This is a genomic window from Streptomyces sp. NPDC005803, assembly GCF_040630435.1.
Classification (GTDB): domain Bacteria; phylum Actinomycetota; class Actinomycetes; order Streptomycetales; family Streptomycetaceae; genus Streptomyces.
Window position 1 is genome coordinate 102,669 of record NZ_JBEXXO010000011.1, and the last position, 25,899, is coordinate 128,567.

Sequence of the window (25,899 nt, forward strand, 5' to 3'; positions counted from 1 at the left end):
CCGCCCGCCTACCGCGCCGCGACGGCCTTCAGCCAGTCCTCGACCGTGACGACGTCACCCCACCGCGGGAACAGCCGCTCGGTGAGCGCCTGGTGCAGCTCGGTCTCGGTGTCGTGGCAGGCGTCCACCAGGACGGTGAGGCCGAGGTCCAGGTCGACGGCGTGGCACAGGGTGGACAGCACCACCCCGCTCGTGGCGATGCCGGTGACGACCAGACTGTCGATGTCGCGAGCCCTGAGCACCAGGTCGAAGTCGCTGCCCGAGAACGCGCTCCCCCGCCGCTTGGTGACCACGGCGTCGCCCGGCCGGGGCGCGACGGCGGGATGGACCGCGGTGCCGGGCTCGCCCGCGGTGAACCAGCCGGCCCGCACCACGTTCGTGATCACCCTGTTGCGCGGGCTGACCTCCGGATCGCCCGGCGGCAGCGCGATGGCCACGTAGATCACGGGGATGCCCGCCGCCCGGGCGCCCTCGATCGCCGCGTTCAGACGTGCGAGGTATCCGGCGTCGGCGCCGGTGATGTCCACGATGTCGCGCTGGACGTCCATCACGAGGAGCGCGCTCTTCGCCATGTCCGTGTCCTCTCGTCGCCGGGTGGTACGGCGAGTCTGACCGGTCGCGGGGAACACGGCGGGTGTTTCGGAGATCCGCAGGGTTCCGGGATCTCAGCCCGCCCCGAGGACGTCGTCGTCCGCCGCCCCCGCCAGTGCCTCCAGCACCGGGGCGATCAGCGGATGGGCTTCCGCCCCCCGGCGTACCGCCGCGAAGACCCGGCGGGTCGGGGCGCTGCCCCGCACCGGGCGGACCACCACGTCCGCCAGTGCCATGCCGCGCAGCGCGGAACGCGGGACGAGGGCCACCCCGGCGCCGGCGCCCGCGAGCGCGACCACCGCGTGGAAGTCGTCCGAGGAGTGTTCGAGGTTCGGTGCGAAACCGGCGTACTCGCAGGCAAGGACGACCACGTCGTGGCAGGGGTTGCCCGGGTAGGGCCCTATCCACGCGTCCTTCTCCAGGTCGGCGACGGCCACCTGCTCCTGGCCGGCCAGCCGGTGGGCGACCGGGAGCACGGCGTCGAACGGCTCCGAGTACAGGGGTACGCGGGTCAGCCTGCGGTCGTCCTCACCGGGCGCGCCCCGGTACTCGACGGCGACCGCGACATCGACCTGCCGGTCCAGCACCATGGGGACGCTCGCGTCACCCTCGGCGTCCTGGACGCGGACCTTGATGCCGGGCGCGGTCCTGCCGAGGGCGGCGATCGCGGGGGCCAGCACCAGGCCGATGCCGGTGGCGAACGCGGCCACGGTGACCGTACCGGCGTCGCCCGCGCCGTACGCGGCCAGCTCCGCCTCGGCCCGCTCCAGCTGGGCCAGCACGGCGTTGGCATGGGTCAGCAGGATGTCCCCGGCGGGGGTGAGGCGGGCGCCTCGGGCGCCCCGCTCGACCAGCCGGTGACCGGTCTCCTGCTCCAGCGCGGCAAGCTGCTGGGAGACGGCGGAGGGGGTCAGGTACAGCGCGGCGGCCGCGGCGGTCACCGTGCGGTGATCCGCCACCGCCCGCAGGATGCGCAGCCGCCGTGCATCGATCATGTGACCTATTGTCCCAGGTCGCGGGGGTGTGCCGACTCCCCTACGCGCCCAGGGCCGCCCGCGCGTCGACGAAGGCGTCCACCGCGCGGTTCACGTCGGCCGTGGAGTGCGCCGCGGAGAGCTGGACGCGGATGCGGGCCGCGCCCTGCGGGACGACCGGGTACGAGAACCCGATCACGTACACACCGCGCTCCAGGAGCAGCTCCGCCATCCTGCCTGCCTTCGCCGCGTCCCCGATCATGACGGGGGCGATGGCGTGGTCGCCGGGCAGGACGTCGAAGCCTTCCTCGGTCATCCGGGTACGGAAGAGCGCGGTGTTGGCGTTGAGCTGCTCGCGCAGGTCGCCTGCGGACTCCAGCAGGTCGATGACCTTCAGGGAGGCCGCCGCGATGACCGGGGCGAGCGAGTTGGAGAAGAGGTACGGGCGCGAGCGCTGGCGGAGCAGCGCGACGATCTCGGCGCGGGCGGCCACGTAGCCGCCGGACGCGCCGCCGAGCGCCTTGCCGAGGGTGCCGGTGATGATGTCGACGCGGTCCATCACGTCGTGCAGCTCGGGCGTGCCCCGGCCGCCGGGGCCGACGAAGCCGACGGCGTGCGAGTCGTCGACCATGACCATGGCGTCGTAGCGCTCGGCCAGGTCGCAGATCTCGCGCAGCGGGGCGACGTACCCGTCCATGGAGAAGACGCCGTCGGTGACGACGAGGCGGCGCCGGGCTCCGGAGGCCTCCTTGAGCTGCTTCTCCAGGTCGGCCATGTCGCGGTTGGCGTAGCGGTGGCGCTTGGCCTTGCACAGGCGGATGCCGTCGATGATCGAGGCGTGGTTGAGGGCGTCGGAGATGACCGCGTCCTCCGGGCCGAGGACGGTCTCGAAGACACCGCCGTTGGCGTCGAAGCAGGAGGAGTAGAGGATCGTGTCCTCCTGGCCCAGGAAGGAGGAGAGCCGCTGCTCCAGCTCCTTGTGGACCTCCTGGGTGCCGCAGATGAAGCGGACGGAGGCCATGCCGTAGCCCCAGCGGTCCAGCGCCTCGTGCGCGGCGGCGATCACGTCGGGGTGGTCGGCGAGGCCGAGGTAGTTGTTGGCGCAGAAGTTGAGCACCTCACCGGGACGGCCGCCCGCGGTGACGGCCACGGTCGCGGACTGCGGGGTGCCGATGACGCGCTCGGGCTTGTGCAGCCCGGCGGCCTCGATCTCTTCGAGGGTGGTGCGCATGTCGTCACGTACGGAGTCGAACATGAAGGTGTCTCCCAGCTGGGTACGGAAGCGGCCGGACGGATGCGGCAGGAGGTCAGGCGGTCCAGTCGAGGATGACCTTGCCGCCGCGCCCGCTCGCCGCGTCGTCGAAGGCCGCCTCGAAGTCGCGGTAGCCGTACCGGCCGGTGATCACGGGGGCGAGGTCGAGGCCGCCCTCCAGCAGGACGGACATGGCGTACCAGGTCTCGTACATCTCCCGGCCGTAGATGCCCTTGATCGTGATCATGGAGGTGACGATCCGGGACCAGTCGACGGCGAACTCCTCGGACGGCAGTCCGAGCATCGCGATCCGGCCGCCGTGCGTCATGTTCGCGATCATGTCGCGCATCGCCTCGGGGCGGCCGGACATCTCCAGGCCGATGTCGAAGCCCTCGCGCAGTCCGAGCTCCCGCTGTCCGTCGGCGATGGTCTGCTCACCGACGTTCAGGGCCAGGCTGACGCCGACCTTGCGGGCCAGTTCGAGGCGGGCCTCGCTGACGTCGGTGATCACGACGTTGCGTGCGCCGGCGTGCTTGGCGACGGCGGCGGCCATGATGCCGATCGGGCCGGCGCCGGTGATGAGGACGTCCTCACCGACCAGCGGGAAGGACAGTGCGGTGTGCACGGCGTTGCCGAACGGGTCGAAGATCGCGGCGATGTCCAGGTCGACGGGGACCCGGTGCACCCACACGTTGGACGCGGGCAGCGCGACGTACTCGGCGAAGGCCCCGTCGCGTCCGACGCCCAGTCCCAGCGTCGAGCGGCAGAGGTGACGGCGTCCGGCCAGGCAGTTGCGGCACTTGCCGCACACCAGGTGCCCTTCGCCGCTGACCAGGTCACCGACGGCGATGTCGACGACGTCGGAGCCGATCGCGGCGACCTCGCCGACGAACTCGTGACCGAGGACGAGCGGGGTCCTGATTGCCTGCTGGGCCCAGCCGTCGTAGTTGCGGATGTGCAGGTCGGTGCCGCAGATGCCGGTACGGAGCACCTTGATCAGGACGTCCGAGGGGCCGGTCTCCGGCTCGGGCACGTCCATCAGCCAGAGTCCCGGCTCGGCCTTCTGCTTCACGAGTGCCTTCACGGCTGCGGCTCCCTGTACCTGGTAAGGCGTTGATGTCCCCGGGCCGGGGGCATGCCTGAGGAAGCCTGCGGCCCGGGGAAGTGTGAGAGGGACGGTGTGGCAGCGCGCTCGACCGGCTGCCGCGCACCATCCTCCGCCGTCAGGGAGAAATCTGCCGTACCCCGCGCCCCAGGTCCATCGAGGTTTTCTTAAGCGCGCCCGCAGCTCCGCTTCACGCCGCGCCGTACGGGCGGGAGCGGCCCTTGCTCCGTTCGGCGGAGGCGGCCCGTTTCCGTCATCCCTTCCGCAGGAACTCCCGCAGGTGCCGGGCGAGCTCCTCCGGCCGGTCCTCGGGGATCAGGGTGTAGCTGTCCGCGATCTCGACCAGCTCGCCCCGGGGCAGCATCGCGGCCAGCCGGCGGCCGTGTTCCGGCGGCATGACCCGGTCCTGCGAGGCCCAGGCGACGAGCGCGGGCCGGTCGAAGGTACGCAGGGCCTCCGCCCAGCGCAGCAGCTCGGCCTTCGGCGGCACGCCCAGGACGTACTTCCGCAGGTCCCGGCGGATCTCCTTCGACGTCCACAGCGGCCTGAACCAGGCGTCCATCACCGCGTCCGGCACCGGCCGCCTGCTCATCCGGCCCCACGTCATCGGCAACCGCCGCATCGGCTTGACCTTCAGGAGGGTGAAGGCCGCTCTCAGGCCGCCGGGCATCCTGGCGGAGGCGTACAGGTTCTTGCCGGGCAGGCCGGGCGGGAAGTTGTCGAAGGCCTCGCAGGAGGTGATGACCAGCTTGCCGATCCGCTGGTCCCGGCCGTCCGCGACCAGGGCCTGGGCACCGCCCCAGTCGTTCATGACCAGGGTGACGTCGGTGAGGCCGAGCGCGTCGAGGAACTCCGCGACCAGCCGTGCGACGCCGAGGACCGACAGATCGGCGTCGGGCCGCATCGGCCGCCGGTGGCCGCCGAGCGGCAGCGTCGGCACGACGCACCGGTGGCCGTCCCGCAGATCCGCGACGACGTGCCGCCACAGCGAGCCGTCCATCGCCACGCCGTGGAGCAGAACCACGACCGGCCCCTCGCCACCGGTGTCCTCGTACTCCACGACGCCTGCGGAAAGCTCCAACTCGGCCATCTCGTCCCCCTCTTCGGTGGCAGGCGCCCACGGACCCGTCGCCCCACCGTACCCACGGAGCGACGGCGGGAGGGCCGTGGCCGGCCACGAACGGGGCGCTGCTCATCCAGCAGGCGCCCTCCACCGCGGTGCAGACCTGGGCCTTCACCAGGGCCCTGAACGGACCGGTACCTCGGACGGGGCCGGGTGCCGGGGCCGGCGGCCGGCCCTGTTGCGCGTCAGCGCGGCCAGGGCCGCCCGTCGAGGCGTTCGATGTCGCGATTGAGGCGAGCGAGGTTGTCCGCGAGCTGGGCCGCCTCCTGCGGAGTCCACTCGGCCAGTACGCGTTGCAGACCGTCCCGGTTCTCGGCCCGGTCCTTGTCCAGCCGGTGCTCACCCTCGGGCGTGATGGCGAACTTCCGGGCGATCCCGCCGTCCGGGTCGGCGATGCGCTCGACGACGCCGATCCGGAGCATGGCGGCGGTCTGCCGGTTCAGCGTGGAGGTGTCGAGGCCGAAGGCATCACGGAGCTGGCCGATGGACATCGGGCCCTGGGCCCGGATGCGGCTGAGGAGGATGTAGGCGCTCCGGTCGAGCCGTCCGCCGCCTCTCGAGGTCATCAGACTCATGTGCCGCCCCAGCAGCATCGTCTCGAACTCGATCCGGTCCACAGGCATGTCCACGCGAGGGTTCCCTTCGACTGCCGGGCTCGCCTCCCCGCGGGGCGGGCGACCTCTTTTGTACATATATACCACAGATATGCACCATGCATGCGATGTGCATCATGCATCTGTCGTGTATCGTGCATGATGAATGCATGGTGCACTTCACCATGGCCCGGCAGGCACAGCTACAGGAGAGCCCGTGAACACACCCCGGCCCACAGCCCGCTCCGGCGGCGTTGTCGGCATCCTCGCCCTCGCGGGCATCGTGGCCGCGATCACGCAGACCCTGGTGGTGCCACTGATCGCGGAGCTCCCGGAGATCCTGGGCACTTCCTCGTCGAACGCGTCCTGGGTCATCACCGCGACGCTCCTCGCCGCGGCCGTGGCCACGCCCGTCGCCGGACGCCTCGGCGACATGTTCGGCAAGCGGCGCATGCTGCTCGCCTCCCTGGTCCCGCTCGTCGCCGGCTCGGTGGTCTGCGCCCTGTCCTCCTCCGTCGTCCCGATGATCGTCGGCCGCGGACTGCAAGGTTTCGGCATGGGCGTGGTGCCGCTGGGCATCAGCCTGCTGCGCGACGTGGTGCCGGCCGAGAAGCTCGGCTCGTCGATCGCGGTCATGAGCGCCTCCATGGGCGTGGGCGGCGCCCTCGGACTCCCCTTCGCCGCGGCCATCGCCGAGAACTCCAGCTGGCGGGTCCTGTTCTGGGTCGTGGCCGCGCTGTCCCTGGCCATCGGTGCGCTGATCTGGTTCCTCGTCCCCGGGGACGCGCAGGGCAGGACCTCGCAGGGCTTCGACGTGCTCGGCGCCATCGGTCTCGGCATCGCGCTCGTCTGCCTGCTGCTCGGCGTCTCCAAGGGCGCCGACTGGGGCTGGGGCAGCGGCACCACCCTCGGCCTGCTCGCCGTCTCGGTCGTCGTCCTGCTCGTCTGGGGCCGGTGGGAGCTGCGCATCACCGATCCGCTGGTCGACCTGCGGGTGACCGCCCGCCCCCAGGTCCTCCTGACCAACGCGGCCTCGATCCTGATCGGATTCGCCATGTACGCCCAGTCCCTGGTCGTACCCCAGCTGTTCCAACTGCCCGAGGCGACGGGCTACGGCCTGGGCCAGTCGATGCTCGCCATGGGGCTGTGGATGGCCCCGTCCGGCCTGATGATGATGATCATGTCGCCGGTCGGCGCCAAGATCTCCGCGGCCAAGGGCCCCAAGGTCACCCTCGCCATCGGCGCGCTGATCATCTCGCTCGGCTACGGCCTCGCCGTACCGATGATCGACGGCGGCTCCACGGGGAGCCTGCTCGTGGTGACCCTCGTCTGCAACACCGGTGTCGGCTTCGCCTACGGCGCCATGCCCGCACTCATCATGGGCGCCGTGCCGCAGTCCGAGACCGCCTCCGCCAACAGCTTCAACACGCTGATGCGCTCGATCGGCAGCTCCCTGTCCGCCGCCGTCATCGGTGTCGTGATGGCCCAGATGACCACCGACTTCGGCGGTCACGCCCTGACGTCGGCAGGCGGCTTCCGCGTCGCCATGCTGATCGGCTGCGGCGTCGCCCTCGCCGCGGCGGTCATCGCCGTCCTCATCCCCGTACGACGGCCGGCGAAAGCCGACGCGCCCGTCGCGGATCCCACCGGGCCCACGACGCCCGAGGCCGCCGCGAACACGGCCTGACATGGCCGAAAGGGTTTGAGCCGCGCCCACCACCCGAACAGGTTGTCCTGTCCTAGCGAGGGGCAGGACAACCCGCTTTCGCCTCGAACCGCTCCCCGCCCCGGCCGTAGACTCGCCGGATGGCGAAGTATTTCGACGTACATCCCGAAAATCCCCAGCGGCGCACCATCACCACCGTGGCCGAAAGCATCCGCTCCGGCTCACTCGTCGCGTATCCGACGGACTCCTGCTACGCGCTCGGGTGCCAGCTCGGCAGCCGCGACGGCATCTCCCGCATCCGCACGATCCGCGATCTCGACGACCGTCACCACTTCACGCTCATGTGCCAGAACTTCGCCCAGCTCGGGCAGTTCGTGCAGATCGACAACGACGTGTTCCGCGCGATCAAGGCCGCGACGCCCGGCCAGTACACCTTCATCCTTCCGGCGACGAAGGAGGTGCCGCGTCAGCTGCTGCACCCGAAGAAGAAGACCGTCGGCGTCCGCATCCCCGACCACGCCGTCGTCCAGGCGCTGTTGGAGGAGCTCGGCGAGCCGCTGCTCTCCAGCACCCTGCTCCTGCCCGACGAGGAGGAGCCGATGACGCAGGGCTGGGAGATCAAGGAGCGCCTCGACCACGAGGTGGACGTCGTCGTCGACTCGGGCGACTGCGGTACGGAGCCGACCACCGTCATCGACTTCTCCAGCGGCGAGCTGGAGATCGTACGACGCGGAGCGGGCGACCCCTCCCGCTTCGAGTGACCGGAGGCATGGGCGAGTCCACCGAGCCTGGCTCGCTTTCCCCGCCCGGCCCGCTCGGTACGCCTGACGATGCGTGACAGCCGGGCGGAAGGAGGCACACGGAAGCGGTGGCGGCGCCGAGGACGCCGCCACCGCCGCGGTGCGGCTGCTGTCGGTTGAGCGTGTGGCGCCGTTGATGCGGAGGCCGGGTGCGGGGACGCGCTTTCAGGCCGGGTCGAAGGCGCGGGAGCGGGGCTGGGTGCAGGACGGCCTGTCCCGGTGCCCGCCGACGCGCCGCGTTCCGTTACAACTGTCCCTCGCACTCCGTGAGCTCGGGCTCCTCCACCTTGTGCTCATCGGGCATCAGGGGCTTCAGGTGCTTGTTGTACAGCTCCATCCACGTCGAGGTCCCGCCGTCCCGCTTTTCCATGATCTTCGACAGGGCTCGGCACACCTCCTTCTTGAGTCCCTTCTCGCTGGGGTCCATCGCCACGCCGTATCCCTCGGCCCCGCCGTCGAAGGTGTCGACCATCTTCGTGTTGCCGAACCTGCTGGCGTATCCCGCGACGATGACGTCGTCCGTCGCCATCGCGTACACGTTGTTGCCCTTGGTGGTGACCTCGTGGGCGCACTCCTCGTAACCGGACGGGAAGTTCTTCTCGGCCGTCACCCCCTCGTCCTTGATCCACTGTTCGTACGTCGATCCTGCCGCCGTGCAGACCTCGGCGCTCTTGTCGTTCTTCAGGTCGTGCCGGCTGTCGATGTCCTTGTAGTTGTCCTTCTTGACCAGAAGCGCGCCGAGGGGGTTGTAGTAGGTGCCGGCGAACTCCACCCCGTCCTTCTTCTTCCGCTCCTCGCCGACGCTGTAGGTCGCCATCACGAGGTCCACGCGGTCCTTGGTCGTCACCATGGGCGCCCGCGTGCTGGACGTCACGGGATAGAAGCGGATCTCCTTCTTCTCCGGATCGGTGCTGTATCCCATCCGGCGGCCGATCTCCCTGGCCATGTCGATCTCGAAGCCCTCGAACGCGTTCCCGACCTTCTCGCTCAGGCCGGGCTGATCGGCCTTGACGCCGAACCACAGCGCGGAGTGGGTGTCCTTGTACCGCGGCTCCGCCGTGTTCTTGTCCGCTGCGGCGCCGCTCTTCGCCGGGGAATCGTCGGGCCGCCCCCATACGAACCATCCCGTTCCGGCGAGCAAGGCCGTACAGAGCACGGCGACCGGCACCTTCCACCGGCCCTGCCCGCCCCGCTCGGGGGACCCCGGACGGGCCACCGGCTCCGCTGGAGCGGACGCCCCGGGCCCGGGGGCCGGTTCTGTGGGCGGGCGGGCGGCGGACGGGGTGCCGGCGCCCGCGAAGTCCTGGGTGACGTCCCGCAGCATGCGCTCGGCCCCGGCCGCGACCGGGCGCTGCCCGGGGTCCTTCCGCAGCAGTGCCTCGATCAGCCCGGTGAGCGGTCCCGCGTACCTCATGGGCGGCACCGGGGAGTCGCGTACGGCGATCCAGATCTCGTAGCTGCTCCGCCCGTCGAACGGGCGTCGGCCCTCCACCATCTCGTACAGCGTGACGCCGAGCGCCCACAGGTCCGAGGCCGTGGAGGCGGGATGCGGCTGTTCGGGGGTACGGGTCAGCAGTTCGGGCGCGAGGTACTGGGCCGTGCCGATGACCTCGTGGGTCCGGGTCACCTGCACGGCGCCCTCGAAGGTGGCGATCCCGAAGTCCATGAGCAGGGCGCGCCCGTCGGAACGGAACAGGATGTTGTGGGGCTTCACGTCGCGGTGCAGCACCCCGGCCTCGTGCGCGGCGGCCAGCCCGCGCAGCACCTGGAGGCCGATGCGTGCCGCGTGCGGCACGGAGAGCTGCCGCTGCTCGCGCAACAGGTCCGCCAGGGAACGCGGATCGAGCAGTTCCATGACGATCCAGACCTGGTGGCCGTCCTCGATCACATCGTGCACGGCCACCACGTTCCGGTGGCCGATCCGGGCAATGGCCCGCGCCTCACGGCGGGCTCGGCCGACCCACTCCGCCTGGGCGTCGGAGGAGACGGCCCCGGGGTGGAGCAGCCCCTTCACGGCCACCTTCCGGTCCAGGCTCGCGTCGAACGCCTCCCAGACCACCCCCATGCCCCCGCGTCCGAGTTGGCGTCGCAGGTGGTAGCGGCCTGCGATGACCGAGCCGGCGCCGTCACCCGACCCGCTTCCGGTCGAACCCCCGCTGTGCATCCGGCCCCCTGTGTGCGTCGGCGTAGTGAGCAACACTAGATGGATCGTCAGCCCGCCACGCGGGCCTTGACATCGGCGCTGACCGCACCTTCCGCATCCGGGACCGGGGACGCGTGTCCCCGGCCTCCTCCGCGGCCGCGGCGGGGGTCGCGGAGGTGCCGGCCGGGAGCGCGTTCCCTCCGCGCCGGCCCCCGCCGTCCCCGCCCGGCCTTCTCGCCGCAAGGGCACGCGGGTCCTTGATAGCGTCGCCCCAGCGACTGCGGAACACTCCCCGCCGGGGTCGTCGCTCTGCCGGGACGGCGCTGCCACCACGGGACGGCGGGTGCGGGTGGCAGGGGGACCTTCACGGCAGGGACGAAGAGAGCCGACGCATGAGCCTCGCGCAGTTGCACTACACCTCCGCGACCGGCGGGGACGGGCCCGCAACCGGCGAGGCCGAAGCGATACGGGCCCGCTTCACCGCAGTTGACGCCGCGATACCCGCGTCCGTGCTCACCGAGGCGGGGCCGCTCCTGGCGTACGAGACACCCACCGGTACCGCGCCCCGGCTCACGGACGCCGCGCTGCGGGAGCTGCCCGAGACGTTCAGCTTCAGCGTGCTCTCCGACGGCGGTCATCTGCTGGCCAGGACGGTGGCGGTCCGGCCCGCGCCGGGTGCCGACGTGGGCTTCCACGCGCACGCGGTCCATCTCCCTGCGGGTGCCCGGCTGCCGGGCGGCACGCTCCCGATCACCGCCTGCCGCTCCGCCCGCTGGGCCTCGACGACGCCGGACCGTACGCTGTCCGACCCGCTCACCACGCTGCCCGCCACCGGTCACCCCGCCCGCGAACGCGAGGGGCTGAACGACTTCGCCGTCTCCCGGGGCCCCTGGCTCGCCGGTGTCCTGGCCGATCTGCGCCGGCTGTGCGGGCCGGACACGTCCGAGCGGGTCGTCCTCGTCGAGCGGCAGAGCGCGGACGTGGCCCGGTGGATCGCGCTGGCCTGTGTGGCGCTGCCCGACGGGCTCGCCGAGCGGCTGACGTTCACCACCTACACCCGTCACCCGCGGCGGGCCCCGCAGCAGATCGTCGGAACGCTGCCGCAGGACGCGCACGACCTGACGGGCCCGGGTCTGCGCGTGCACACCTGCACCGGTCCGCGGCCGGAAGGGCCCGTGGCCGACGCCTGGGCGGAGACGGCCGCCCGGATCTGGCGGAGCCGCGCGCCGGAGCTCTTCCGGGAGGCGGCCGAGCTGCCCGGGGAGCCGTTCGCCGCGGGGCCGGTGGCCGTGACGGCCCTGTGCGCGGGCATCGCGTTGGGCACCGGGGGACGGGCCGCCGCCGCCGGCTGGGCCGCCGAACGGCCCTACGCGCTGGACGCCGAACGGACCCGGCAACTGGTCGGCGCCCTGACCTCGCCGGGGGTCGACGACCGCACCGGCCCCGAATTCGACGCCGCGGGGCGGCTCTTCGCCGCGCTCGACGGCCGCTCCCCCGCGACGACCACCGCCCCGCTGGCCGCGATGCTGGTCACAGAGGCGGTCCGCGGGGGCAACGGCTCCGTGGAGCTGCCGGGCCGCACCGCCTTCAGCGGTCCCGAGGGCGCGGCCGTCGCCTCGGTGCTCGGTCCGGAGATCCTGACCGAGCTGAGCGGCGCGGGCACGGGTCTCGACGTGGCCAGGACGGTGCAGCTGCTGCGGGTGGCCCGGCTGCTCGGCGTGGACTGCGCGGAGCTGCTGCCCCCGGTCGTCCGCCGGCTCGCGCCCGCCCTGCTGGAGCCCGGGGACGGGGAGCCGGGCTGGGCGCCGGCGCTGCTGGAGCTGATGGACGAGCAGTTCGACGTGCGTACGGCCCTGCTCGGGGCGCTGGACGGGATCGCGCCGCAGGACCCGTCGGGTGCCGAGCGGCTGCTGCGGCGGGTCCCGCTGCCGTTCACCGGCACCCAGTCGCTGCCGCACCTGCGGATGTGCGCCGAGGCCCCGGCGGCCAAGGCGAGCTGCGGAGCGGACCGGGTAGGCGCGGCGCACCGGGTGCTGCGGGCCGCCGGGGTCTCGCCGTTCGCGGAGCCACTGGTGCTGCGGACGGCCGTGGGACTGGTGTGGGGGGAGGACACGCCGACGGCCGGTGAGGCCCGGCTGCTACTGGAGGCCGCCACGTCGGACGCCCACCGGACGGCCGGCACCTGGTCCCACCTGGTCGCCGCGGCGCTCGGCGCCCCCGCCGCCGACGAGGAGGCGTCCGAGCTCGCCCACGACCTGCTGCGCGCTTTCCCGCAGGAGATCACGGGCCGGGAGCGCGGCGCGCTGCTGCTCCTGGAGTTCGCCCGTGAGATCCGTTCCGACGCGGCGGCGCCGGGGTGGGCGGAGCGGGCCCGCGCGCTGCGCAAGGACGCCGAGCCGGTGGAGGCCGACGTGCTCGGTCATGCGTTCGGGGCGCTCGCCACGCGGCTGCTCGCGCCGGACCGGCCCGAGGCCGAGCTGTACGCCCTCGTGCACAGCGGTGACCCGGATCTCGTCGCCGCGTACGGACGGGCCGCGCGCGGGGCCGGCATCCGCTCCCGTCTGCGGGCCGAACCGGCCTACGCCGCCGACTGCTTCGCCGTCTGGACCGCTCATCCGCACGCCGGGGCGGAGTGGAGCCGGACCGCCACCGCCCTGCTGGAGGAGGTGTTGCGCCCCGCCGTGCGCAAGCTCTCCGCCGATCAGGTCGCGGAGGTGCAGGAGGCCGTGGGGCGCTCGGGGAGCAGCGGCCGGGCGGAGGCCTTCCATGACTGGAACCGCCGGGGTCAGGGCACTCTGGGGCGGCTGGGCCGCCGGATCGCGGGCCGGGTGCGGCGGGGGTGAGCGCGCGAGTCGTCGGGGGCGCCACGTGCCGGGTACCTTGGGTACTTACCGATCTCGTGGGCCTCCTGGCGGGCTGCGTGAACCCCAGGAGGAACAGCGATGACGACGAACCGTGGGCGCAAGGACGTGATCCGCGACCGGATGGCGGCGACCGGTGAGTCGTACAACGTGGCCGCCCGCAATCTCAAGGCGATGAAGGACATGGGCGCCACGCGTGACGCCGTCCTCACACAGCGCTGGCGTCCGGCCGAATCCTTCGGCCTTCCGTGTCCGTGCGGCGGCACGTGCGAACCGGGCGAGACGTGCGAGCGGTGCCACGCCCGGCACCGGCACGTGGCCCGGTACCCGGGCAGCGCCACGGAGGTGGAGACGTGGGTGGACCGGTACGAGTGCACCGGCTGCTCCGCCTCGTACACGCTGATCGTCCAGCTGCCGGGCCGGCCCTGGGGGGTCGCGGAGACGGTGATCCAGGGGGGCTCGGCCGAGCCGGTCGTGCGGGCCCGGGTCTTCCCCGGCGTGGTGCACCCGCTGCTGAAGCCGGAGACGCCGGAGGAGGACTGACGGGTCCGTCAGTCCTCCTCCCGGAGCGGGCTCAGGCGTCGGGGGTCAGCCGCAGGGAGATCGAGTTGATGCAGTACCGCTGGTCCGTCGGGGTCGGGTAGCCCTCGCCCTCGAACACGTGGCCCAGGTGTGAGCCGCAGCGGGCGCAGCGGACCTCGGTGCGGACCATGCCGTGGCTGCGGTCCTGGATCAGTTCGACCGCGTCCGTGTCCTTCGGGTCGTAGAAGGACGGCCAGCCGCAGTGCGACTCGAACTTGGTGTCGGAGCGGAACAGCTCCGCGTCACAGGCGCGGCAGGAGTAGACGCCCGTGGTCTTGGTGTCGGTGTATTCGCCGACGAAGGCCGGCTCGGTGCCCGCCTTGCGCAGGACGGCGTACTCGGCGGGGGAGAGTTCCTCCCGCCACTGCTCGTCCGGCTTCTCGATGTCGTACGCCACGATGGCTCCCTCAGCTCGACAGGTGTTCCAGGATCTGCGGGCCGAGGTCCGTGACGTCGCCCGCTCCCATGGTGAGAACGAGGTCGCCGGGCTTCGCCATTCCCGCGATGACCTCGGGGACCTTCGCCTTGTCGTGCACGGCGGTGACGTCGGCGCCGGCGGCCTTCGCGGCGTCGATGATCAGGGCGCTGGTGACGCCGGGGACCGGGTCCTCACGGGCCGGGTAGATGTCGAGGACCACGGAGGCGTCGGCCAGCGCCAGGGCCTGCCCCATCTCGGTGCCGAGTTCCTGGGTGCGGGAGAACAGGTGCGGCTGGAAGACGACCAGGATGCGGGCGTCGGTGGCGGCGCCGCGCATCGCTTCGAGGTCGGCCGTCATCTCGGTGGGGTGGTGGGCGTAGCTGTCGATGACCTGGACGCCGGCCGCCTCGCCCTTGAGCTGGAGGCGGCGCTTGACCCCGGTGTACGTGCCGAGGGCCGAGGCGAGGTTGTGGGCGGGGATGCCGAGGGCGACGCCCGCCGCGAGGGCGGCCACGGCGTTCAGGGCGTAGTGACGGCCGGGCACCGAGACGGTGAAGGTGAGGTACTTCCCGTTCAGGACGACGGTGACCTCGCTGGTCAGACCGCGTGGGGTGATCTTGTGGACGCGGACGTCCGCGGTCTCGGACTCGCCGTACGTGACGACGTTGAGCCCGGAGAGGTCGCGCACCCGGCGGGTCAGCTCGACGGCGCCCGCCTGGTCGGCTGAGACGACCAGGGTGCCGTCGGGCGCGATCTTGCCGGTGAAGGTCTCGAAGGAGTCGTAGATCTCGTCCATCGAGGCGTAGTTCGCGTGGTGGTCGAGCTCGACGTTGAGGACGATCGCGACCTCGGGGTCGTACTTCTGGAAGCTCCGGTCGCTCTCGTCGGCCTCGGCGACGAAGATCGCGCCTTCGCCGTGCGTGGCGTTGGTGCCGGGTCCGGCCAGGTCGCCGCCGATGGCGTACGAGGGGTCGAGGCCCAGCTCGGTGAGGGCGACGGCCAGCATGGACGTGGTGGTCGTCTTGCCGTGGGTGCCCGCGACGGCGATGGACCGCAGGCCCCGCATGAGGGACGCGAGGGCGTCGGAGCGGTGCACGACGGGGATCGAGAGCTCCCCGGCGCGCACCAGCTCCGGGTTGTCGTCGCGGATGGCGCTGGAGACGACCACGCACGTGGCGTCGTCGGCCAGGTGGCCGGCGGCGTGCCCGATGTGGACGGTCGCCCCCAGCGCGCGGAGCGCCTCGGCCGTGGCGGACTCCTTGGAGTCGCTGCCCGCGACCTTCGCACCCCGCCGGCTGAGGATCTTCGCGATGCCCGACATCCCGGCGCCGCCGATGCCGATGAAGTGCGGCCGTTCCATGGCGGCAGGAATACCGGGTGCCATGCGTCTGTCTCCCAGGGTGGTGCGGGTAGGGGCTCCCAGCCTATTCGCTGTGCGCGAAGAGCTTGAGCACCGGTACGCCGACCTTGTGCCGGGCGCGGGAGGCCCAGTCGCGGTGGAAGAACTCCTCCACGTAGTGCGGGGCGGTCAGGACGATGACCTCGTCGGCCTCCGCCTCGTCGACGACGGACGTGAGCTTGTCCAGGGGGTGGTCCTCGATCACCTGTCCGACGGCTTCGCAGCCCGCCTGGCGCAGGGCCTCCAAGGACACCTCCAGTGCGAGCTCGGCGGACTGTCTCGCGTTCTTCCCCTCCGGCTCCTCGCTCTCCTTCGCCGCTTCCTTCAGCTCGCCCATCGCCAGGTCGTCGATGGCCCGCAACAGCACATCAGCCTGGTCTCCACGCGGCTGCATGAGCACGACGAAGGAGGTCGGCTCCTCCCCGTGCAGGGTGGTGACGAACTCGACGTCCTCGGAAGTGAGGGGCTTCTCGATCATCAAAACGCTGGTGAACACCACAGGGGCCCTTCTGCTTCAGTGGCCGTGGCCGGTCACTGCTGAAACCATCCTTCCCCGTGCTCGCACGGGGTCTGCTTGATCCATTCTGCCCGTCGAACACTAACCGGAACGAAATATTCCGCTCATTCCGGGATCCGGCGGTACCGGGAGAAGAGGAACCCGGCCTCCTCCAGCAACGATGCCAGGGCGAATCGTTCCGGCACGGCCACCGACGCACCGCCCGCGATGCGCTGCGCGTCACCGGCCGTGAGCAGGGGCGCCAGGGTCAGGCACAGCTCGTCCAGCACACCCTCCGCGACGAACTGGCCGAGCAGCCGGGGCCCGCCCTCCGTCAGCAGCCGCCGGTGCCCGAGGGCGGCCAGTTCCCGCACGGCGCGCGCGGGGTCCACCCGGGACCCCTCCCCCGCGATCACCACCTCGGCGCCCGCCTTCCGGGCCGCCGCGATCCGGTCCGGCGGCGCGCCCGCGCCGGTGAGCACGAGCGTCGGAACCAGCGGCGCGGTGAAGAGGGGCAGCGAGAAGTCCAGGTCCAGACTGCCGCTCACCACGGCGACGGCCGGCGCCGGCCCCTGCCCGGCCGCCTCCCGCCGGGCGGCGAAGTCCTCCCGGGCCCGGGCCGGGCGGTACCCCTCCAGCCGTACGGTCTCCGCGCCCGCGATCACCACGTCGGCCAGACCCCGCAGGGTGCCGAAGATGCGCATGTCGCTCTCGCAGGAGATCGGCTGCGAGCGGCCGTCGTGCTGGGCGGCGCCGTCGAGGGTGGACACCATGTTGGCGCGCAGCCAGGGGCGGTCGTCGGCGGGGTAGGCGTAGGCGTCGGCGAGGGCGTCCAGACTCCACTCGCCCCGGTCGTCGGCCGCTGTCAGGTCGGTCACAGGGAACAGGCGTCGCATGTCCGGCAGTCTGACACGGCCGTAAGCTAGAGAGTTGTGTCCTCCTCCACCGCCGTGCCGGGGTCCAGCCCCATAGCCGAAACGGCCCCGCTGTCCCTGTGCGCCCTCGAGCCGCACGTCCCCGCCGACCGCCTGGTCGCCGAGATGGTGCCACCGCCGCGCTTCGACTCGGTGCGTTTCGACACGTACGTCCCCGACCCCCGCCAGCCGAGCCAGATCGAGGCCGTCAAGGTCCTCGCCGACTTCGCGGCCGGGCTCGGCGGGGCCCACGCCAGCGGGGCCGGGAAGCGCAAGTGGTTCGGGAAGAAGGCGGCCGCCGCACCCAGCGGGCCGCGCGGCGTCTATCTCGACGGCGGCTACGGCGTCGGCAAGACGCATCTGCTCGCCTCCCTCTGGCACGCCACGCCCGCCGCGCCCTCGCTGAAGGCCTTCGGCACCTTCGTCGAGCTGACGAACCTGGTCGGGGCGCTGGGCTTCCAGCAGACCGTCCGGACGCTGAGCGGGCACCGACTGCTGTGCATCGACGAGTTCGAGCTCGACGACCCGGGCGACACCGTGCTGGTCTCCTCCCTGCTGAGCCGGCTGGTCGAGGCGGGAGTGGCGCTCGCCGCGACCTCCAACACGCTGCCGGGCAAGCTCGGCGAGGGCCGCTTCGCCGCGGCCGACTTCCTGCGGGAGATCCAGGGGCTCTCCGCGCACTTCCGTCCGCTGCGCATCGACGGCGAGGACTACCGCCACCGCGGTCTGCCCGACGCGCCGCCGCCGTACTCCGAGGAGCAGGTCACCAAGGCGGCGTACGCGACCGAGGGCGCGAGCCTGGACGACTTCCCCGCGCTGCTCGATCATCTGGCCCGCGTCCATCCGAGCCGGTACGGCGCGCTGACGGACGGCATCCGGGCGGTGTGCCTCACCGAGGTGCAGCCGGTGCCCGACCAGTCGACCGCGCTGCGGCTCGTGGTGCTCGCGGACCGGCTGTACGACCGGGAGGTACCGGTGCTCGCGTCCGGGCTGCCGTTCGACCGGCTGTTCAGCGAGGAGATGCTGAACGGCGGGTACCGGAAGAAGTACTTCCGGGCAATCTCCCGGCTGACGGCGCTGGCACGCGACGCAAAGGGGCTGGTGGCGCAGTAGGTTCGGGGGCGTGACAACGGCGAGGCACGACGGAGTGCCTCGCCACCCCCGTACAACCGCGCATTCCGTTTGAAGGGAACCAGCATGGCTACCACGCGTCAGGCGCACACGGTCTGGGAAGGCAACCTGATCGAGGGCAAGGGCGTCGTCACCCTCGATTCCTCCGGAATCGGGGAGTACCCGGTCTCCTGGCCGTCCCGCGCGGAGAAGGCGAACGGCAAGACCAGCCCGGAGGAGCTCATCGCCGCGGCCCACTCCAGCTGCTTCTCGATGGCCCTCTCCAACGGTCTCGCCACGGCCGGCACCCCGCCGACCCGGCTCAACACCCAGGCCGAGGTCACCTTCCAGCCCGGCACCGGCATCACGGGCATCCACCTCACCGTCGAGGGCGAGGTGCCGGGTCTCGACGAGGCGGGCTTCGTCAAGGCGGCCGAGGACGCGAAGGCCAACTGCCCGGTCAGCCAGGCGCTGACGGGCACGACGATCACGCTCAGCGCCTCGCTCGCCTGATCCGTCTCCCCCACTGTCCCCGGGCCGGCCCCCGCCGCCCGGGGACAGTGCTGTTCCCGGGCGGCGCGGTGCCGCTCCGCGCTCGCCGAGACGCACCGACGGCGTCCCGGACGCGACACCCGGCCCGGCTCCGGATCGGCTTTCCGTCCGCTCCGCCCCCGGAGCGTCGGGCCAGGACCGGCCACTTGGCCGTGCCCACGTTCATGGAGGGCCTCGAACGGGCAGGCCTGCTTTTGACAATGCCATGTCACCTGTCCGCCAACAGGGAGTTGCCCATGTCAACCGCACCCCGCCGCCTCGCGACCCGACGTCAGATCCTGGCCACGAGCGGCGCCGCCGCCGCCACGATCGCCTTCACCGGGGCCTTCACCGAACTCTTCGCGGGGACCTCCGCCGCCCGCGGCCACGCGGGCTACGGCCCGCTGGTTCCCGACCCCGACGGACTCCTCGATCTGCCGAAGGGATTCCGCTACCGGGTGCTGTCCCGGGAGGGCGACCCGCTCCGCTCCGGCGAGGGGCCGGTCCCCAGCAACTGCGACGGCATGGCGGCGTTCGCCGGCCGCCGCGGACACGTACGGCTCGTGCGCAACCACGAGAACCGCGTCACCGCGAAGATCGCCGTGCCGACCGTCGAGGGCCTCACGTACGACCCGATGGGCAAGGGCGGCTGTACGGCCCTGGAGCTCGACGGCCGGGGCAGCGTCCTCGGCGAGCGCGTCGCCATCGCCGGTACCGCGGTGAACTGCGCCGGTGGGCGCACCCCTTGGGACACCTGGCTCACCTGCGAGGAGACCGAGGACAAGGCCGGGACCAACGGCTACACCAAGGACCACGGCTTCATCTTCGAGGTGGACGGCGCGAACCCGCACCGGACCGGCGCCGTGCCGCTGACCGCGATGGGCCGGTTCCAGCACGAGGCGATCGCGATCGATCCGCGCAACGGCGTCGTGTACGAGACGGAGGACGCGTTCGAGAAGCCGTTCGGCCTCTTCTACCGCTTCCTGCCCGAGAAGCCGCTCGGCGGCACGGGATCGCTCCGGGCCGGCGGCAGGCTGGAGGCGATGCGGGTGCCGGGCGTCCCCGACCTCTCCGCGGTCCAGGAGACCGGGACGAGCTTCGAGGGGATCGAGTGGGTCCGCGTACCGGACCCGCTGGCCGCCGGGACGCCCATCCGGTTCCAGGACTTCGGGCCGCAGGGCATCACCCACGGCCAGAAGCTGGAGGGCTGCTACTGGGGCGGCTCGTCCGTCTACTTCGTCTCCAGCTTCGCGCACAGCGCGGAGGGATCCGCGGCGGACCACTACGGGCAGGTCTGGCGGTACGAGCCGCAGCGGCGGCGGCTGACGCTGGTCATCGCCTTCGGCCCGGACACGGACATCCAACTGCCGGGCGAGTCGCCCGACAACATCACCCTGGCCTCCGACGGCGGACTGATGGTGTGCGAGGACGGCGGCGGCGCCCAGCACGTGTTCGGTCTGACCCGGCGCGGCGAGGTGTATCCGATGGCACGCGGCCGGCAGAACATCGGCACGGCCGAGGAGCCGGAGTGGGGCGAGTTCGCCGGGGTCACCTTCTCCCCCGACTTCGGCACGATGTTCGTGAACTGCTACACGCCGGGGACGACGTTCGCGGTGACGGGTCCGTGGCGCTGACCCGCTGAGGGCGGCGGCGCACGCTCTCCCGGCCGCCGGGGTGGCCGGGCTCCGCGAGGCGCGCCCGCCTCATGTGGAGCGCCGCCCGCGCCCCCCGACGGAGGAGTGAATCCGGGGGGCGCTCCACGATGCGGGCCGGTCCCGGTCAGATGATCGGTTACTTTCCGCCAGTGACCAATTTTGTACGCAAAATGACGACTATGGCCGTTCTGGGGGCGGTACTCGGAGGCGGGCTCGTCGGCTGCGGAACCTCGGGCCACCCCCGCGGCGACCGGCCCGCCTCCGCGGACCGCACGGCGGCCGCCACCGGCGCCTCGGCCCCCGCGACTCCCCCGGCCGCGAAGAAGCCCCCCACCGTGGCGCCCGGCCCCGCCGGGCTCACGTCCGTCTTCGAGCGCGGACGGCAGCACGCGCGGAAGGTCGTGGCGCTGACCTTCGACGCCGACATGACCGCCGACGAGGGTGCGCGGGCGGCGGCCGGCGAGCGCTTCGACAACCCCGGGCTGATCGCCCTGCTGCGCCGGCTGAAGGTCCCGGCGACCGTGTTCATGACCGGGCGGTGGGCCGAGGAGTACCCGGCCCAGGCCCGTTCCATCGGCACGGACCCGCTCTTCGAGATCGGCAACCACTCCTACAGCCACTACGCCTTCACCTCGCCCTGCTACGGGCTGCCGACCGTGGACAAGGACGCCATGCGCGGCGAGGTGGAGCGGGCCTTCGGCGCGATCCGCGAGACCGGCGCCCGCAATGTGGTGCCGTACTTCCGCTTCCCCGGCGGCTGCTACGACGACATTTCGCTGCGCACACTCGCGCCGGAGAACGTGACCGCCGTCCAGTGGGACGTGGTCAGCGGTGACGCCTTCGCGACGGACGCGGACGCGGTGGCGGAGCAGGTGCTGGACGGGGTGCGGCCCGGTTCGCTGGTCGTCATGCACTGCACGCGCAGCGCGGCGCCGGTCACGGACGAGGCGGTGCGTCAGGTCGTTCCGGAACTGCGCGCGCGTGGCTACCGCTTCGTGAAGGTGTCGGAGCTGATGGCCGGCTGACGCGGCGGCCGTTCAGCCCGAACAGGCCGTGCGCTCAGCCTCCTGCCACGCGCAGACCGGGCAGAGCGTGACGCCCTTGACGGACTCGGGATACTCGGTCGGCTTCCGGCACAGCACGCACGCGGCGTACGGCGGTCCGGCGGCGGGCTCGGGTGCGGCAGCGGCCGGCGTCTCGCAGGACGACTCCTCGGCGCGTTCGTTCGCGGGCTCGTTCATGGACAGGAGCCTACTCAGCCGCGTACGGACGTGAGCCGGCAGGCGAGCGCGGCGGCGGCGGCCGCCACGGCCACCGCCCCGAGGAACGGAAGGAGCGGCACGTGCACCGTGCCGGTGTGCGAACCGGTGACCAGCCCCGCCACCGCGTACTTCGCGGGCGATCCGCCGGTCACCAGCGCCAGCAGCGCGGCGAGCACGGTCGCGGCGAGGGACCACCCCCGCCGGTGCAGCAGCGGGCGGGCGCACAGCGCGCCGACCGCCGCCCCCAGCAGCGCGCAGCAGGCGGTGGCGAGCAGCCCGGCGAGCCCGGCGGACAACAGGGGGACCTGGACCGTGTGGTCCGTACTGGCCGGCTCGCTGATCAGCAGCACGACTGCGGTGGCGGCCGTGCCCAGCAGTCCGGCGCAGCCCAGCGCGGCGAGCAGTGAGGCCAGGTGGGCCCGCGGCTGCCCGCCCACGGCCGCGGCGACGACGGTCCGGGCGGCCGGGGGTTCCTGGGTGACGCAGATCCGCACGAGCCACGCGGTGACGGGGAGCAGCCCGGCCGCGGTGAAGCCGAGCGAATCCAGCACGGGCTGCCCCGAGCGGACGCCGACGCCCAGGAAGGCCGCGTACAGCAGCAGGGGCGCGAGCCAGCGCTGGGAGCGCAGCAGGAGTGCGGTCTGATAGCGGATCAGCGCGGTCATGCCGCCTCACCGGGGTCGCCGGGCACGGCCGAGAGGTGCCTGATGTGCCAGGGCGGGCGGGCCGTGAGCAGGGCGGACAGCAGGGCGTCGGAGTGGGCGGCCGCGACGGTCAGCCGCAGCGCTCCGTCCTCGGCGGCGGTTCGTACGGGGGCGCCGGGCAGGGCGGCAGGGAGCGGGGCGCCGGGTGGGCCGGTCACCTCGATCCGCACCCGGGGGCCCGCGGCCGTCCCGGCAGGCGTGAGGGGCGTGACGGTCGTGCCGAGTCCCTCGATCCGGAACGCGGCGTCGACCGCGCCGGCGAGCCGGCCCGGGTCGTGGTCGACGAAGACGACGGTGGCGCCCGCGGCGACGCGCTCGGCGACGGCCCGGTCCAGTTCGCCCCGGGCCGCGGTGTCCAGGCCGGTCCACGCCTCGTCCAGGACCAGCAGCCGCGGTGCGGCCAGGAACGCCTGGGCGACGGCGACCTTCTGACTGGTGCCCTTGGAGAGCTCCGCCAGCGGTGTGCGGGCGTGTCCGGCGGCCCCGAAGCGGGCCAGCCACTCCCGCGCACGCCCGGCGGCCTCGGCCGGGCGCAGTCCGTGGATCCGGCCCAGGTGGACGAGGTAGCCGGTGGCTGTGAACGGGAGCGCCGCCGGAAACCGCTCGGGGACGTACGCCGTGCGCGGCCGGCCTCCGGTGATCCGGCCCTCGGTGGGGGCGTCGATCCCGGCGAGGAGCCGCAACAGGGTGGACTTGCCGGTGCCGTTGGCCCCCTCGACGCGGACCAGGGCGCGCGCGGGCAGACCGAGGTCGACCCCGCGCAGCACCCATGGCCCGGCGAGGCCGTACCGCCGGCCCACGCCGTGCAGTCGCAGGAGGTCGGAACTCAGTTGGACGACGCTTTCTCGGTCTTGAGCTCGCTGGGACGCACGATCACGAACCCCTCGCCGTCCAGGCGCAGCTGGACGGCCTCCCCCGAGCCACCGCGCAGCATCGAGCCGACGCTCTGCGAGCGGTGCAGCGAGGTGTTCAGGTGGGCGCTCCAGCCGACGACCGCGTCCGTGTCGACGCACACCGGCTGGTGCGGCGTGACCGGGATCACTATGGGGTGCCCCTCGCACATCAGGCCGAGCTTCCCGTGTCCGGTGAAGACGCTGTTGAAGAGGCCGCCGCCGGTCATCCCGGCGCCCTTCACTGTCTTGATCTCGTACGCGAGCGTGGCGTCGAAGCACAGGACGTTGCGGCCGTTGACGGTGAGGACGTCGCCCTGCTCCATCTCCACGATGAAGCAGTTGGCGGCCTCGTGCGCGAACCACGCCTCGCCCTGGCCGCGCACCGCCATCAGCGGCAGGCCCTCGCCCGTCACGGCGCGCTTGAGCATCCCCCCGAGGCCCTGGCCCTTGCGCTCGAACTGCAGATCGCCGCGGAAGGCGATCATCGACCCCTGGCGTGCGTGCATCTCGCCGTTGACCGCGTACTTGATGGATTTGGCGTTCTGCAAGGTCATTCCGGGCACGGTCGCCTGCTGTGCCATGTGCTCGCTGGAAAAGAGATCGCTCTTCATGCGGTGCATCCTCACCCGGAGGGTTTCATTCCGCCAAGAACGGGTTTCGGGGCGGCTGGCAGACTGGACGGGTGAGCAGCGACGACATCCCCGCATCCCCGTCCGTACCCGCCGGCCTGCCGACGGACAGTCCCTTCCGTTCCGAGCGGACGGACCGGGACGAAGCACCTCAGTACGTCCTCCCGTTGGTGGTGCACATCGAGAAGACGGCGCCCCCGGCCCGTAATGACGCGCTGCGCACGGCCGCCCGGGCGGTGCTGGTCATGCTCTCCGACGAGCGGTCGACGGGCGAGGGCGAGTGGGCCGGGGTGATGCGCGACTGGCAGGACGCCCGGATCCGGAAGGTGGTGCGGCGGGCGCGCGGCGCGGAGTGGCGCAAGGCCTGCGCACTGCCCGGGATCACCGTCACCGGCGAGGCGGCCGAGGTGCGGGTCCACCCGCCGGTGCCGCTCGACGGCTGGCCGAAGGAGCTCGCCAAGCTCCAGGTCTCGGGAACCCATCTGGACGACCTCGAACCGCCGGCCGCGCCCGACCCCACCGGGCCGGTCATCTGGCTGAACCCGGATCTCGCCATGTCGGCGGGCAAGGAGATGGCGCAGGTCGGACACGGCGCCCAGCTCGCCTGGTGGGAACTGCCGGAGACGGAACGTGAGGCGTGGCGCGAGGCCGGCTTCCCGCTCTCGGTCGCCACCGCGCCGACGGACCTCTGGAAGGAACTCATGGTGAGCGGACTGCCGGTGGTGAAGGACGCCGGGTTCACCGAGATCGCCCCCGGGGAGACCGTCGCGGTCGAAGGAGGCAGTCGCTTCTGCCCCCTGCCCCGCACCCGCCTGCCGTAGGCGCAGGCCGTCGACCCGACGACGACATTCGTACAGGACGGCGGGCCGGCGGCCCCCGCATCATCCTTCGCATGAGTGAGCACAGCGTCGAGTTCGCGCACGGGATGCACCTGGTCCACGACGGCCCCCAGCAGGCGCCGCCCCTGTTACTGATCCACGGATCGGGGGTCGGGCGCCTCCTGGGGCCCTGTGGTCCCGGCGCTCAGCGCCCACCACCACGTCATCCGGGTCGATCCACCCGGCTGCGGCCAGTCCCCGCCCCCGGCGTCGTACGACGTGCCCTCGCGGGCGGGCCGGGTGGCGGCGCTGCTCGAGCTCACCCCCACCGCCGTGGCGGTCGCCCCGTGGCTCGCGATCGACCACGTCGCGTGGCCACGCCGGTCACGGCTTTCCGCCCGGGACGTTGAACGGTCCGGTCCGCCGATACGTACCTCCTGACACCGTCGCACTGGCAATACTGCCCAGTAGGTCGAACGGCCGGTCGTTCCCGGCCGGTGCGACCGGCGGTTGATTGGACGCCGTCACGCCTCGGCCCGGGAGAGACCTCTGTGCGACGCATCAACGGAACGGCCCTCATCATCGCGGCGCTCGTCGCCACGCTAGGCGCCCTCGCCTACCCGGTCTGGTCGTACGCCGACCGCTCCGGCACCGGTCAGGCCAATCTCGACGCGTCGACCGTCGCGACCCAGTGGGGTCCGCTCTCCGCGACCGACCGGGACTTCCTGGTGAAGGTGCGCCTGGCCGGGCTCTGGGAACTGCCCGCCGGGCAGCAGGCGATCGAGCGGGCGCCGACCGAGGCGATCAAGGCGGCCGGGGACCATCTGGTCGTCGGACACACGGATCTGGACCGCAGGTCGCGGGAGGTGGCCGCCAAGCTGGGCGTGGAGCTGCCGAACCAGCCGACCGAGCAGCAGCAGGGCTGGCTGCGGGAGATGACCGCGGCGAGCGGCCCGGAGTACGAGCGCAAGTTCGCCAATCTGCTGCGGGACTCGCACGGGAAGGTCTTCGCGCTGATCGCCCAGGTCCGGCACACCACCCGCAACTCGCTGATCCGGCAGCTGGCGTCCGACGCCAACGTCACCGTGCTCGACCACATCACCATGCTGGAGGGCACCGGCTTCGTCGACTTCGACGCCCTGGCCCGCGAGGCGGCGGGGGCGGCCACGGCCAGCCCGACCGGACCGCCGGTGGCGCCGAGGGGCTCGGTCCTCCCGCAGCCGGTCCCGGCGGCGCCGACCGGGAACCAGTCGTTCACCTCGCGGCCCTCCACCGTGCCGATGCCCTGAGCGCACCGGGCCGGCGGAGGACTCGGAACCTCAAATCGAGCTCTGAACGTCCCCCTCTCCGGGTTGACCGCCGTCCGGCGGGGCGATGACC

Annotated in this window: 25 protein-coding genes and 1 pseudogene; 11 read left to right on the forward strand and 15 right to left on the reverse strand. The window is 72.3% G+C overall.

What is annotated here, in order from left to right:
• Window positions 1–8: 8 nt before the first annotated feature.
• The 6 genes from ABZ454_RS17530 to ABZ454_RS17555 form a co-directional block, all read right to left on the reverse strand.
• The gene (locus ABZ454_RS17530) at window positions 9–572 is read right to left on the reverse strand and encodes a cysteine hydrolase (RefSeq protein WP_359538905.1); all 564 of its coding nucleotides are present in this window, start codon (window positions 570–572) and stop codon (window positions 9–11) included.
• Window positions 573–665: 93 nt separating this feature from the next.
• Window positions 666–1,586 (reverse strand): LysR family transcriptional regulator, encoded by a 921-nt coding sequence (locus ABZ454_RS17535; RefSeq protein ID WP_359538907.1) that lies wholly within the window; start codon window positions 1,584–1,586, stop codon window positions 666–668.
• A gap of 40 nt (window positions 1,587–1,626) precedes the next feature.
• The gene (locus ABZ454_RS17540) at window positions 1,627–2,820 is read right to left on the reverse strand and encodes a glycine C-acetyltransferase (RefSeq protein ID WP_356312231.1); all 1,194 of its coding nucleotides are present in this window, start codon (window positions 2,818–2,820) and stop codon (window positions 1,627–1,629) included.
• Window positions 2,821–2,872: 52 nt separating this feature from the next.
• Window positions 2,873–3,901 carry an L-threonine 3-dehydrogenase gene (gene tdh / locus ABZ454_RS17545; protein ID WP_359538909.1) on the reverse strand — a complete coding sequence of 343 codons (1,029 nt, stop codon included), beginning with the start codon at window positions 3,899–3,901 and terminating at the stop codon, window positions 2,873–2,875.
• Between the two features lie 274 nt (window positions 3,902–4,175).
• Window positions 4,176–5,012 carry an alpha/beta hydrolase gene (locus tag ABZ454_RS17550; protein WP_359538911.1) on the reverse strand — a complete coding sequence of 279 codons (837 nt, stop codon included), beginning with the start codon at window positions 5,010–5,012 and terminating at the stop codon, window positions 4,176–4,178.
• A gap of 218 nt (window positions 5,013–5,230) precedes the next feature.
• Window positions 5,231–5,674, reverse strand: a complete 444-nt coding sequence (locus ABZ454_RS17555) for a MarR family winged helix-turn-helix transcriptional regulator (RefSeq protein ID WP_356312226.1) — start codon at window positions 5,672–5,674, stop codon at window positions 5,231–5,233.
• A 181-nt stretch (window positions 5,675–5,855) separates the two neighbouring features.
• On the opposite strand from ABZ454_RS17555, the gene ABZ454_RS17560 reads away from it, so the two are divergent.
• Window positions 5,856–7,325, forward strand: coding sequence for an MFS transporter (locus ABZ454_RS17560; protein WP_359538913.1), 1,470 nt, complete (start codon window positions 5,856–5,858; stop codon window positions 7,323–7,325).
• 119 nt (window positions 7,326–7,444) lie between these two features.
• Window positions 7,445–8,065: an L-threonylcarbamoyladenylate synthase gene (locus ABZ454_RS17565; protein ID WP_356312220.1), complete on the forward strand. Its 621-nt coding sequence runs from the start codon at window positions 7,445–7,447 to the stop codon at window positions 8,063–8,065.
• A gap of 283 nt (window positions 8,066–8,348) precedes the next feature.
• On the opposite strand, the gene ABZ454_RS17570 is transcribed toward ABZ454_RS17565, so the two are convergent.
• Window positions 8,349–10,268 (reverse strand): protein kinase, encoded by a 1,920-nt coding sequence (locus ABZ454_RS17570; protein ID WP_359538915.1) that lies wholly within the window; start codon window positions 10,266–10,268, stop codon window positions 8,349–8,351.
• A 371-nt stretch (window positions 10,269–10,639) separates the two neighbouring features.
• On the opposite strand from ABZ454_RS17570, the gene ABZ454_RS17575 reads away from it, so the two are divergent.
• Window positions 10,640–13,090, forward strand: coding sequence for a GTPase-associated protein 1-related protein (locus ABZ454_RS17575; RefSeq protein ID WP_359538917.1), 2,451 nt, complete (start codon window positions 10,640–10,642; stop codon window positions 13,088–13,090).
• A gap of 99 nt (window positions 13,091–13,189) precedes the next feature.
• Window positions 13,190–13,651 carry a hypothetical protein gene (locus ABZ454_RS17580; protein ID WP_359538921.1) on the forward strand — a complete coding sequence of 154 codons (462 nt, stop codon included), beginning with the start codon at window positions 13,190–13,192 and terminating at the stop codon, window positions 13,649–13,651.
• A gap of 31 nt (window positions 13,652–13,682) precedes the next feature.
• Here the strand turns inward: ABZ454_RS17580 and msrB are convergent, their stop codons facing one another.
• The 4 genes from msrB to ABZ454_RS17600 form a co-directional block, all read right to left on the reverse strand.
• Window positions 13,683–14,087 carry a peptide-methionine (R)-S-oxide reductase MsrB gene (gene msrB, locus ABZ454_RS17585; RefSeq protein WP_356312210.1) on the reverse strand — a complete coding sequence of 135 codons (405 nt, stop codon included), beginning with the start codon at window positions 14,085–14,087 and terminating at the stop codon, window positions 13,683–13,685.
• A 10-nt stretch (window positions 14,088–14,097) separates the two neighbouring features.
• A complete protein-coding gene (gene murC, locus ABZ454_RS17590) occupies window positions 14,098–15,492 on the reverse strand; it encodes a UDP-N-acetylmuramate--L-alanine ligase (protein WP_359538923.1) in 1,395 nt (464 codons plus the stop codon).
• Window positions 15,493–15,532: 40 nt separating this feature from the next.
• Complete coding sequence (locus ABZ454_RS17595) at window positions 15,533–15,985, reverse strand: indole-3-glycerol phosphate synthase (RefSeq protein WP_356312757.1); 453 nt, start codon at window positions 15,983–15,985, stop codon at window positions 15,533–15,535.
• A 143-nt stretch (window positions 15,986–16,128) separates the two neighbouring features.
• A complete protein-coding gene (locus ABZ454_RS17600) occupies window positions 16,129–16,899 on the reverse strand; it encodes a pyrimidine reductase family protein (protein ID WP_359538926.1) in 771 nt (256 codons plus the stop codon).
• Window positions 16,900–16,935: 36 nt separating this feature from the next.
• Between ABZ454_RS17600 and zapE the strand changes: the two genes are divergently transcribed.
• The 4 genes from zapE to ABZ454_RS17620 all read left to right on the forward strand — a co-directional run bounded on the left by zapE (window position 16,936) and on the right by ABZ454_RS17620 (window position 21,238).
• On the forward strand, window positions 16,936–18,030 hold the full coding sequence (zapE, locus tag ABZ454_RS17605) for a cell division protein ZapE (protein ID WP_359538928.1): 1,095 nt from the start codon (window positions 16,936–16,938) through the stop codon (window positions 18,028–18,030).
• An 84-nt stretch (window positions 18,031–18,114) separates the two neighbouring features.
• Window positions 18,115–18,540 carry an OsmC family protein gene (locus ABZ454_RS17610; RefSeq protein ID WP_073734893.1) on the forward strand — a complete coding sequence of 142 codons (426 nt, stop codon included), beginning with the start codon at window positions 18,115–18,117 and terminating at the stop codon, window positions 18,538–18,540.
• 275 nt (window positions 18,541–18,815) lie between these two features.
• Window positions 18,816–20,192 (forward strand): alkaline phosphatase PhoX, encoded by a 1,377-nt coding sequence (locus ABZ454_RS17615; protein ID WP_359538930.1) that lies wholly within the window; start codon window positions 18,816–18,818, stop codon window positions 20,190–20,192.
• Window positions 20,193–20,383: 191 nt separating this feature from the next.
• Complete coding sequence (locus ABZ454_RS17620; RefSeq protein WP_359538932.1) at window positions 20,384–21,238, forward strand: polysaccharide deacetylase family protein; 855 nt, start codon at window positions 20,384–20,386, stop codon at window positions 21,236–21,238.
• Between the two features lie 12 nt (window positions 21,239–21,250).
• On the opposite strand, the gene ABZ454_RS17625 is transcribed toward ABZ454_RS17620, so the two are convergent.
• The 4 genes from ABZ454_RS17625 to ABZ454_RS17640 are packed head-to-tail and all read right to left on the reverse strand — an operon-like array spanning window position 21,251 to window position 23,683.
• Window positions 21,251–21,454: a hypothetical protein gene (locus ABZ454_RS17625; protein WP_356312194.1), complete on the reverse strand. Its 204-nt coding sequence runs from the start codon at window positions 21,452–21,454 to the stop codon at window positions 21,251–21,253.
• 14 nt (window positions 21,455–21,468) lie between these two features.
• Complete coding sequence (locus tag ABZ454_RS17630; protein ID WP_359538935.1) at window positions 21,469–22,140, reverse strand: ABC transporter; 672 nt, start codon at window positions 22,138–22,140, stop codon at window positions 21,469–21,471.
• A complete protein-coding gene (locus tag ABZ454_RS17635; RefSeq protein ID WP_359539097.1) occupies window positions 22,137–22,994 on the reverse strand; it encodes an ATP-binding cassette domain-containing protein in 858 nt (285 codons plus the stop codon). Before ABZ454_RS17635 ends, ABZ454_RS17630 begins: the two co-directional genes overlap by 4 nt.
• Window positions 22,995–23,005: 11 nt before the next feature.
• Window positions 23,006–23,683 (reverse strand): AIM24 family protein, encoded by a 678-nt coding sequence (locus ABZ454_RS17640; protein WP_359538937.1) that lies wholly within the window; start codon window positions 23,681–23,683, stop codon window positions 23,006–23,008.
• Window positions 23,684–23,754: 71 nt separating this feature from the next.
• Between ABZ454_RS17640 and ABZ454_RS17645 the strand changes: the two genes are divergently transcribed.
• The 3 genes and pseudogenes from ABZ454_RS17645 to ABZ454_RS17655 all read left to right on the forward strand — a co-directional run bounded on the left by ABZ454_RS17645 (window position 23,755) and on the right by ABZ454_RS17655 (window position 25,808).
• A complete protein-coding gene (locus tag ABZ454_RS17645; RefSeq protein ID WP_359538938.1) occupies window positions 23,755–24,522 on the forward strand; it encodes a peptidyl-tRNA hydrolase in 768 nt (255 codons plus the stop codon).
• Between the two features lie 71 nt (window positions 24,523–24,593).
• A pseudogene (locus ABZ454_RS17650) lies at window positions 24,594–24,864 on the forward strand (alpha/beta fold hydrolase); the annotation flags it as partial.
• Between the two features lie 206 nt (window positions 24,865–25,070).
• A complete protein-coding gene (locus tag ABZ454_RS17655; protein ID WP_356312181.1) occupies window positions 25,071–25,808 on the forward strand; it encodes a DUF4142 domain-containing protein in 738 nt (245 codons plus the stop codon).
• Window positions 25,809–25,899: the final 91 nt, after the last annotated feature.

Coding starts and splice junctions, on each gene's coding strand:
- ABZ454_RS17530 (WP_359538905.1), bottom strand. CDS start 572: ATGGCGAAGAGCGCGCTCCTCGTGATGGACGTCCAGCGCGACATCGTG.
- ABZ454_RS17535 (WP_359538907.1), bottom strand. CDS start 1,586: ATGATCGATGCACGGCGGCTGCGCATCCTGCGGGCGGTGGCGGATCAC.
- ABZ454_RS17540 (WP_356312231.1), bottom strand. CDS start 2,820: ATGTTCGACTCCGTACGTGACGACATGCGCACCACCCTCGAAGAGATC.
- ABZ454_RS17550 (WP_359538911.1), bottom strand. CDS start 5,012: ATGGCCGAGTTGGAGCTTTCCGCAGGCGTCGTGGAGTACGAGGACACC.
- ABZ454_RS17565 (WP_356312220.1), top strand. CDS start 7,445: ATGGCGAAGTATTTCGACGTACATCCCGAAAATCCCCAGCGGCGCACC.
- ABZ454_RS17570 (WP_359538915.1), bottom strand. CDS start 10,268: ATGCACAGCGGGGGTTCGACCGGAAGCGGGTCGGGTGACGGCGCCGGC.
- ABZ454_RS17575 (WP_359538917.1), top strand. CDS start 10,640: ATGAGCCTCGCGCAGTTGCACTACACCTCCGCGACCGGCGGGGACGGG.
- ABZ454_RS17580 (WP_359538921.1), top strand. CDS start 13,190: ATGACGACGAACCGTGGGCGCAAGGACGTGATCCGCGACCGGATGGCG.
- murC (WP_359538923.1), bottom strand. CDS start 15,492: ATGGCACCCGGTATTCCTGCCGCCATGGAACGGCCGCACTTCATCGGC.
- ABZ454_RS17595 (WP_356312757.1), bottom strand. CDS start 15,985: ATGATCGAGAAGCCCCTCACTTCCGAGGACGTCGAGTTCGTCACCACC.
- ABZ454_RS17600 (WP_359538926.1), bottom strand. CDS start 16,899: ATGCGACGCCTGTTCCCTGTGACCGACCTGACAGCGGCCGACGACCGG.
- ABZ454_RS17610 (WP_073734893.1), top strand. CDS start 18,115: ATGGCTACCACGCGTCAGGCGCACACGGTCTGGGAAGGCAACCTGATC.
- ABZ454_RS17615 (WP_359538930.1), top strand. CDS start 18,816: ATGTCAACCGCACCCCGCCGCCTCGCGACCCGACGTCAGATCCTGGCC.
- ABZ454_RS17620 (WP_359538932.1), top strand. CDS start 20,384: ATGACGACTATGGCCGTTCTGGGGGCGGTACTCGGAGGCGGGCTCGTC.
- ABZ454_RS17625 (WP_356312194.1), bottom strand. CDS start 21,454: ATGAACGAGCCCGCGAACGAACGCGCCGAGGAGTCGTCCTGCGAGACG.
- ABZ454_RS17630 (WP_359538935.1), bottom strand. CDS start 22,140: ATGACCGCGCTGATCCGCTATCAGACCGCACTCCTGCTGCGCTCCCAG.
- ABZ454_RS17640 (WP_359538937.1), bottom strand. CDS start 23,683: ATGAAGAGCGATCTCTTTTCCAGCGAGCACATGGCACAGCAGGCGACC.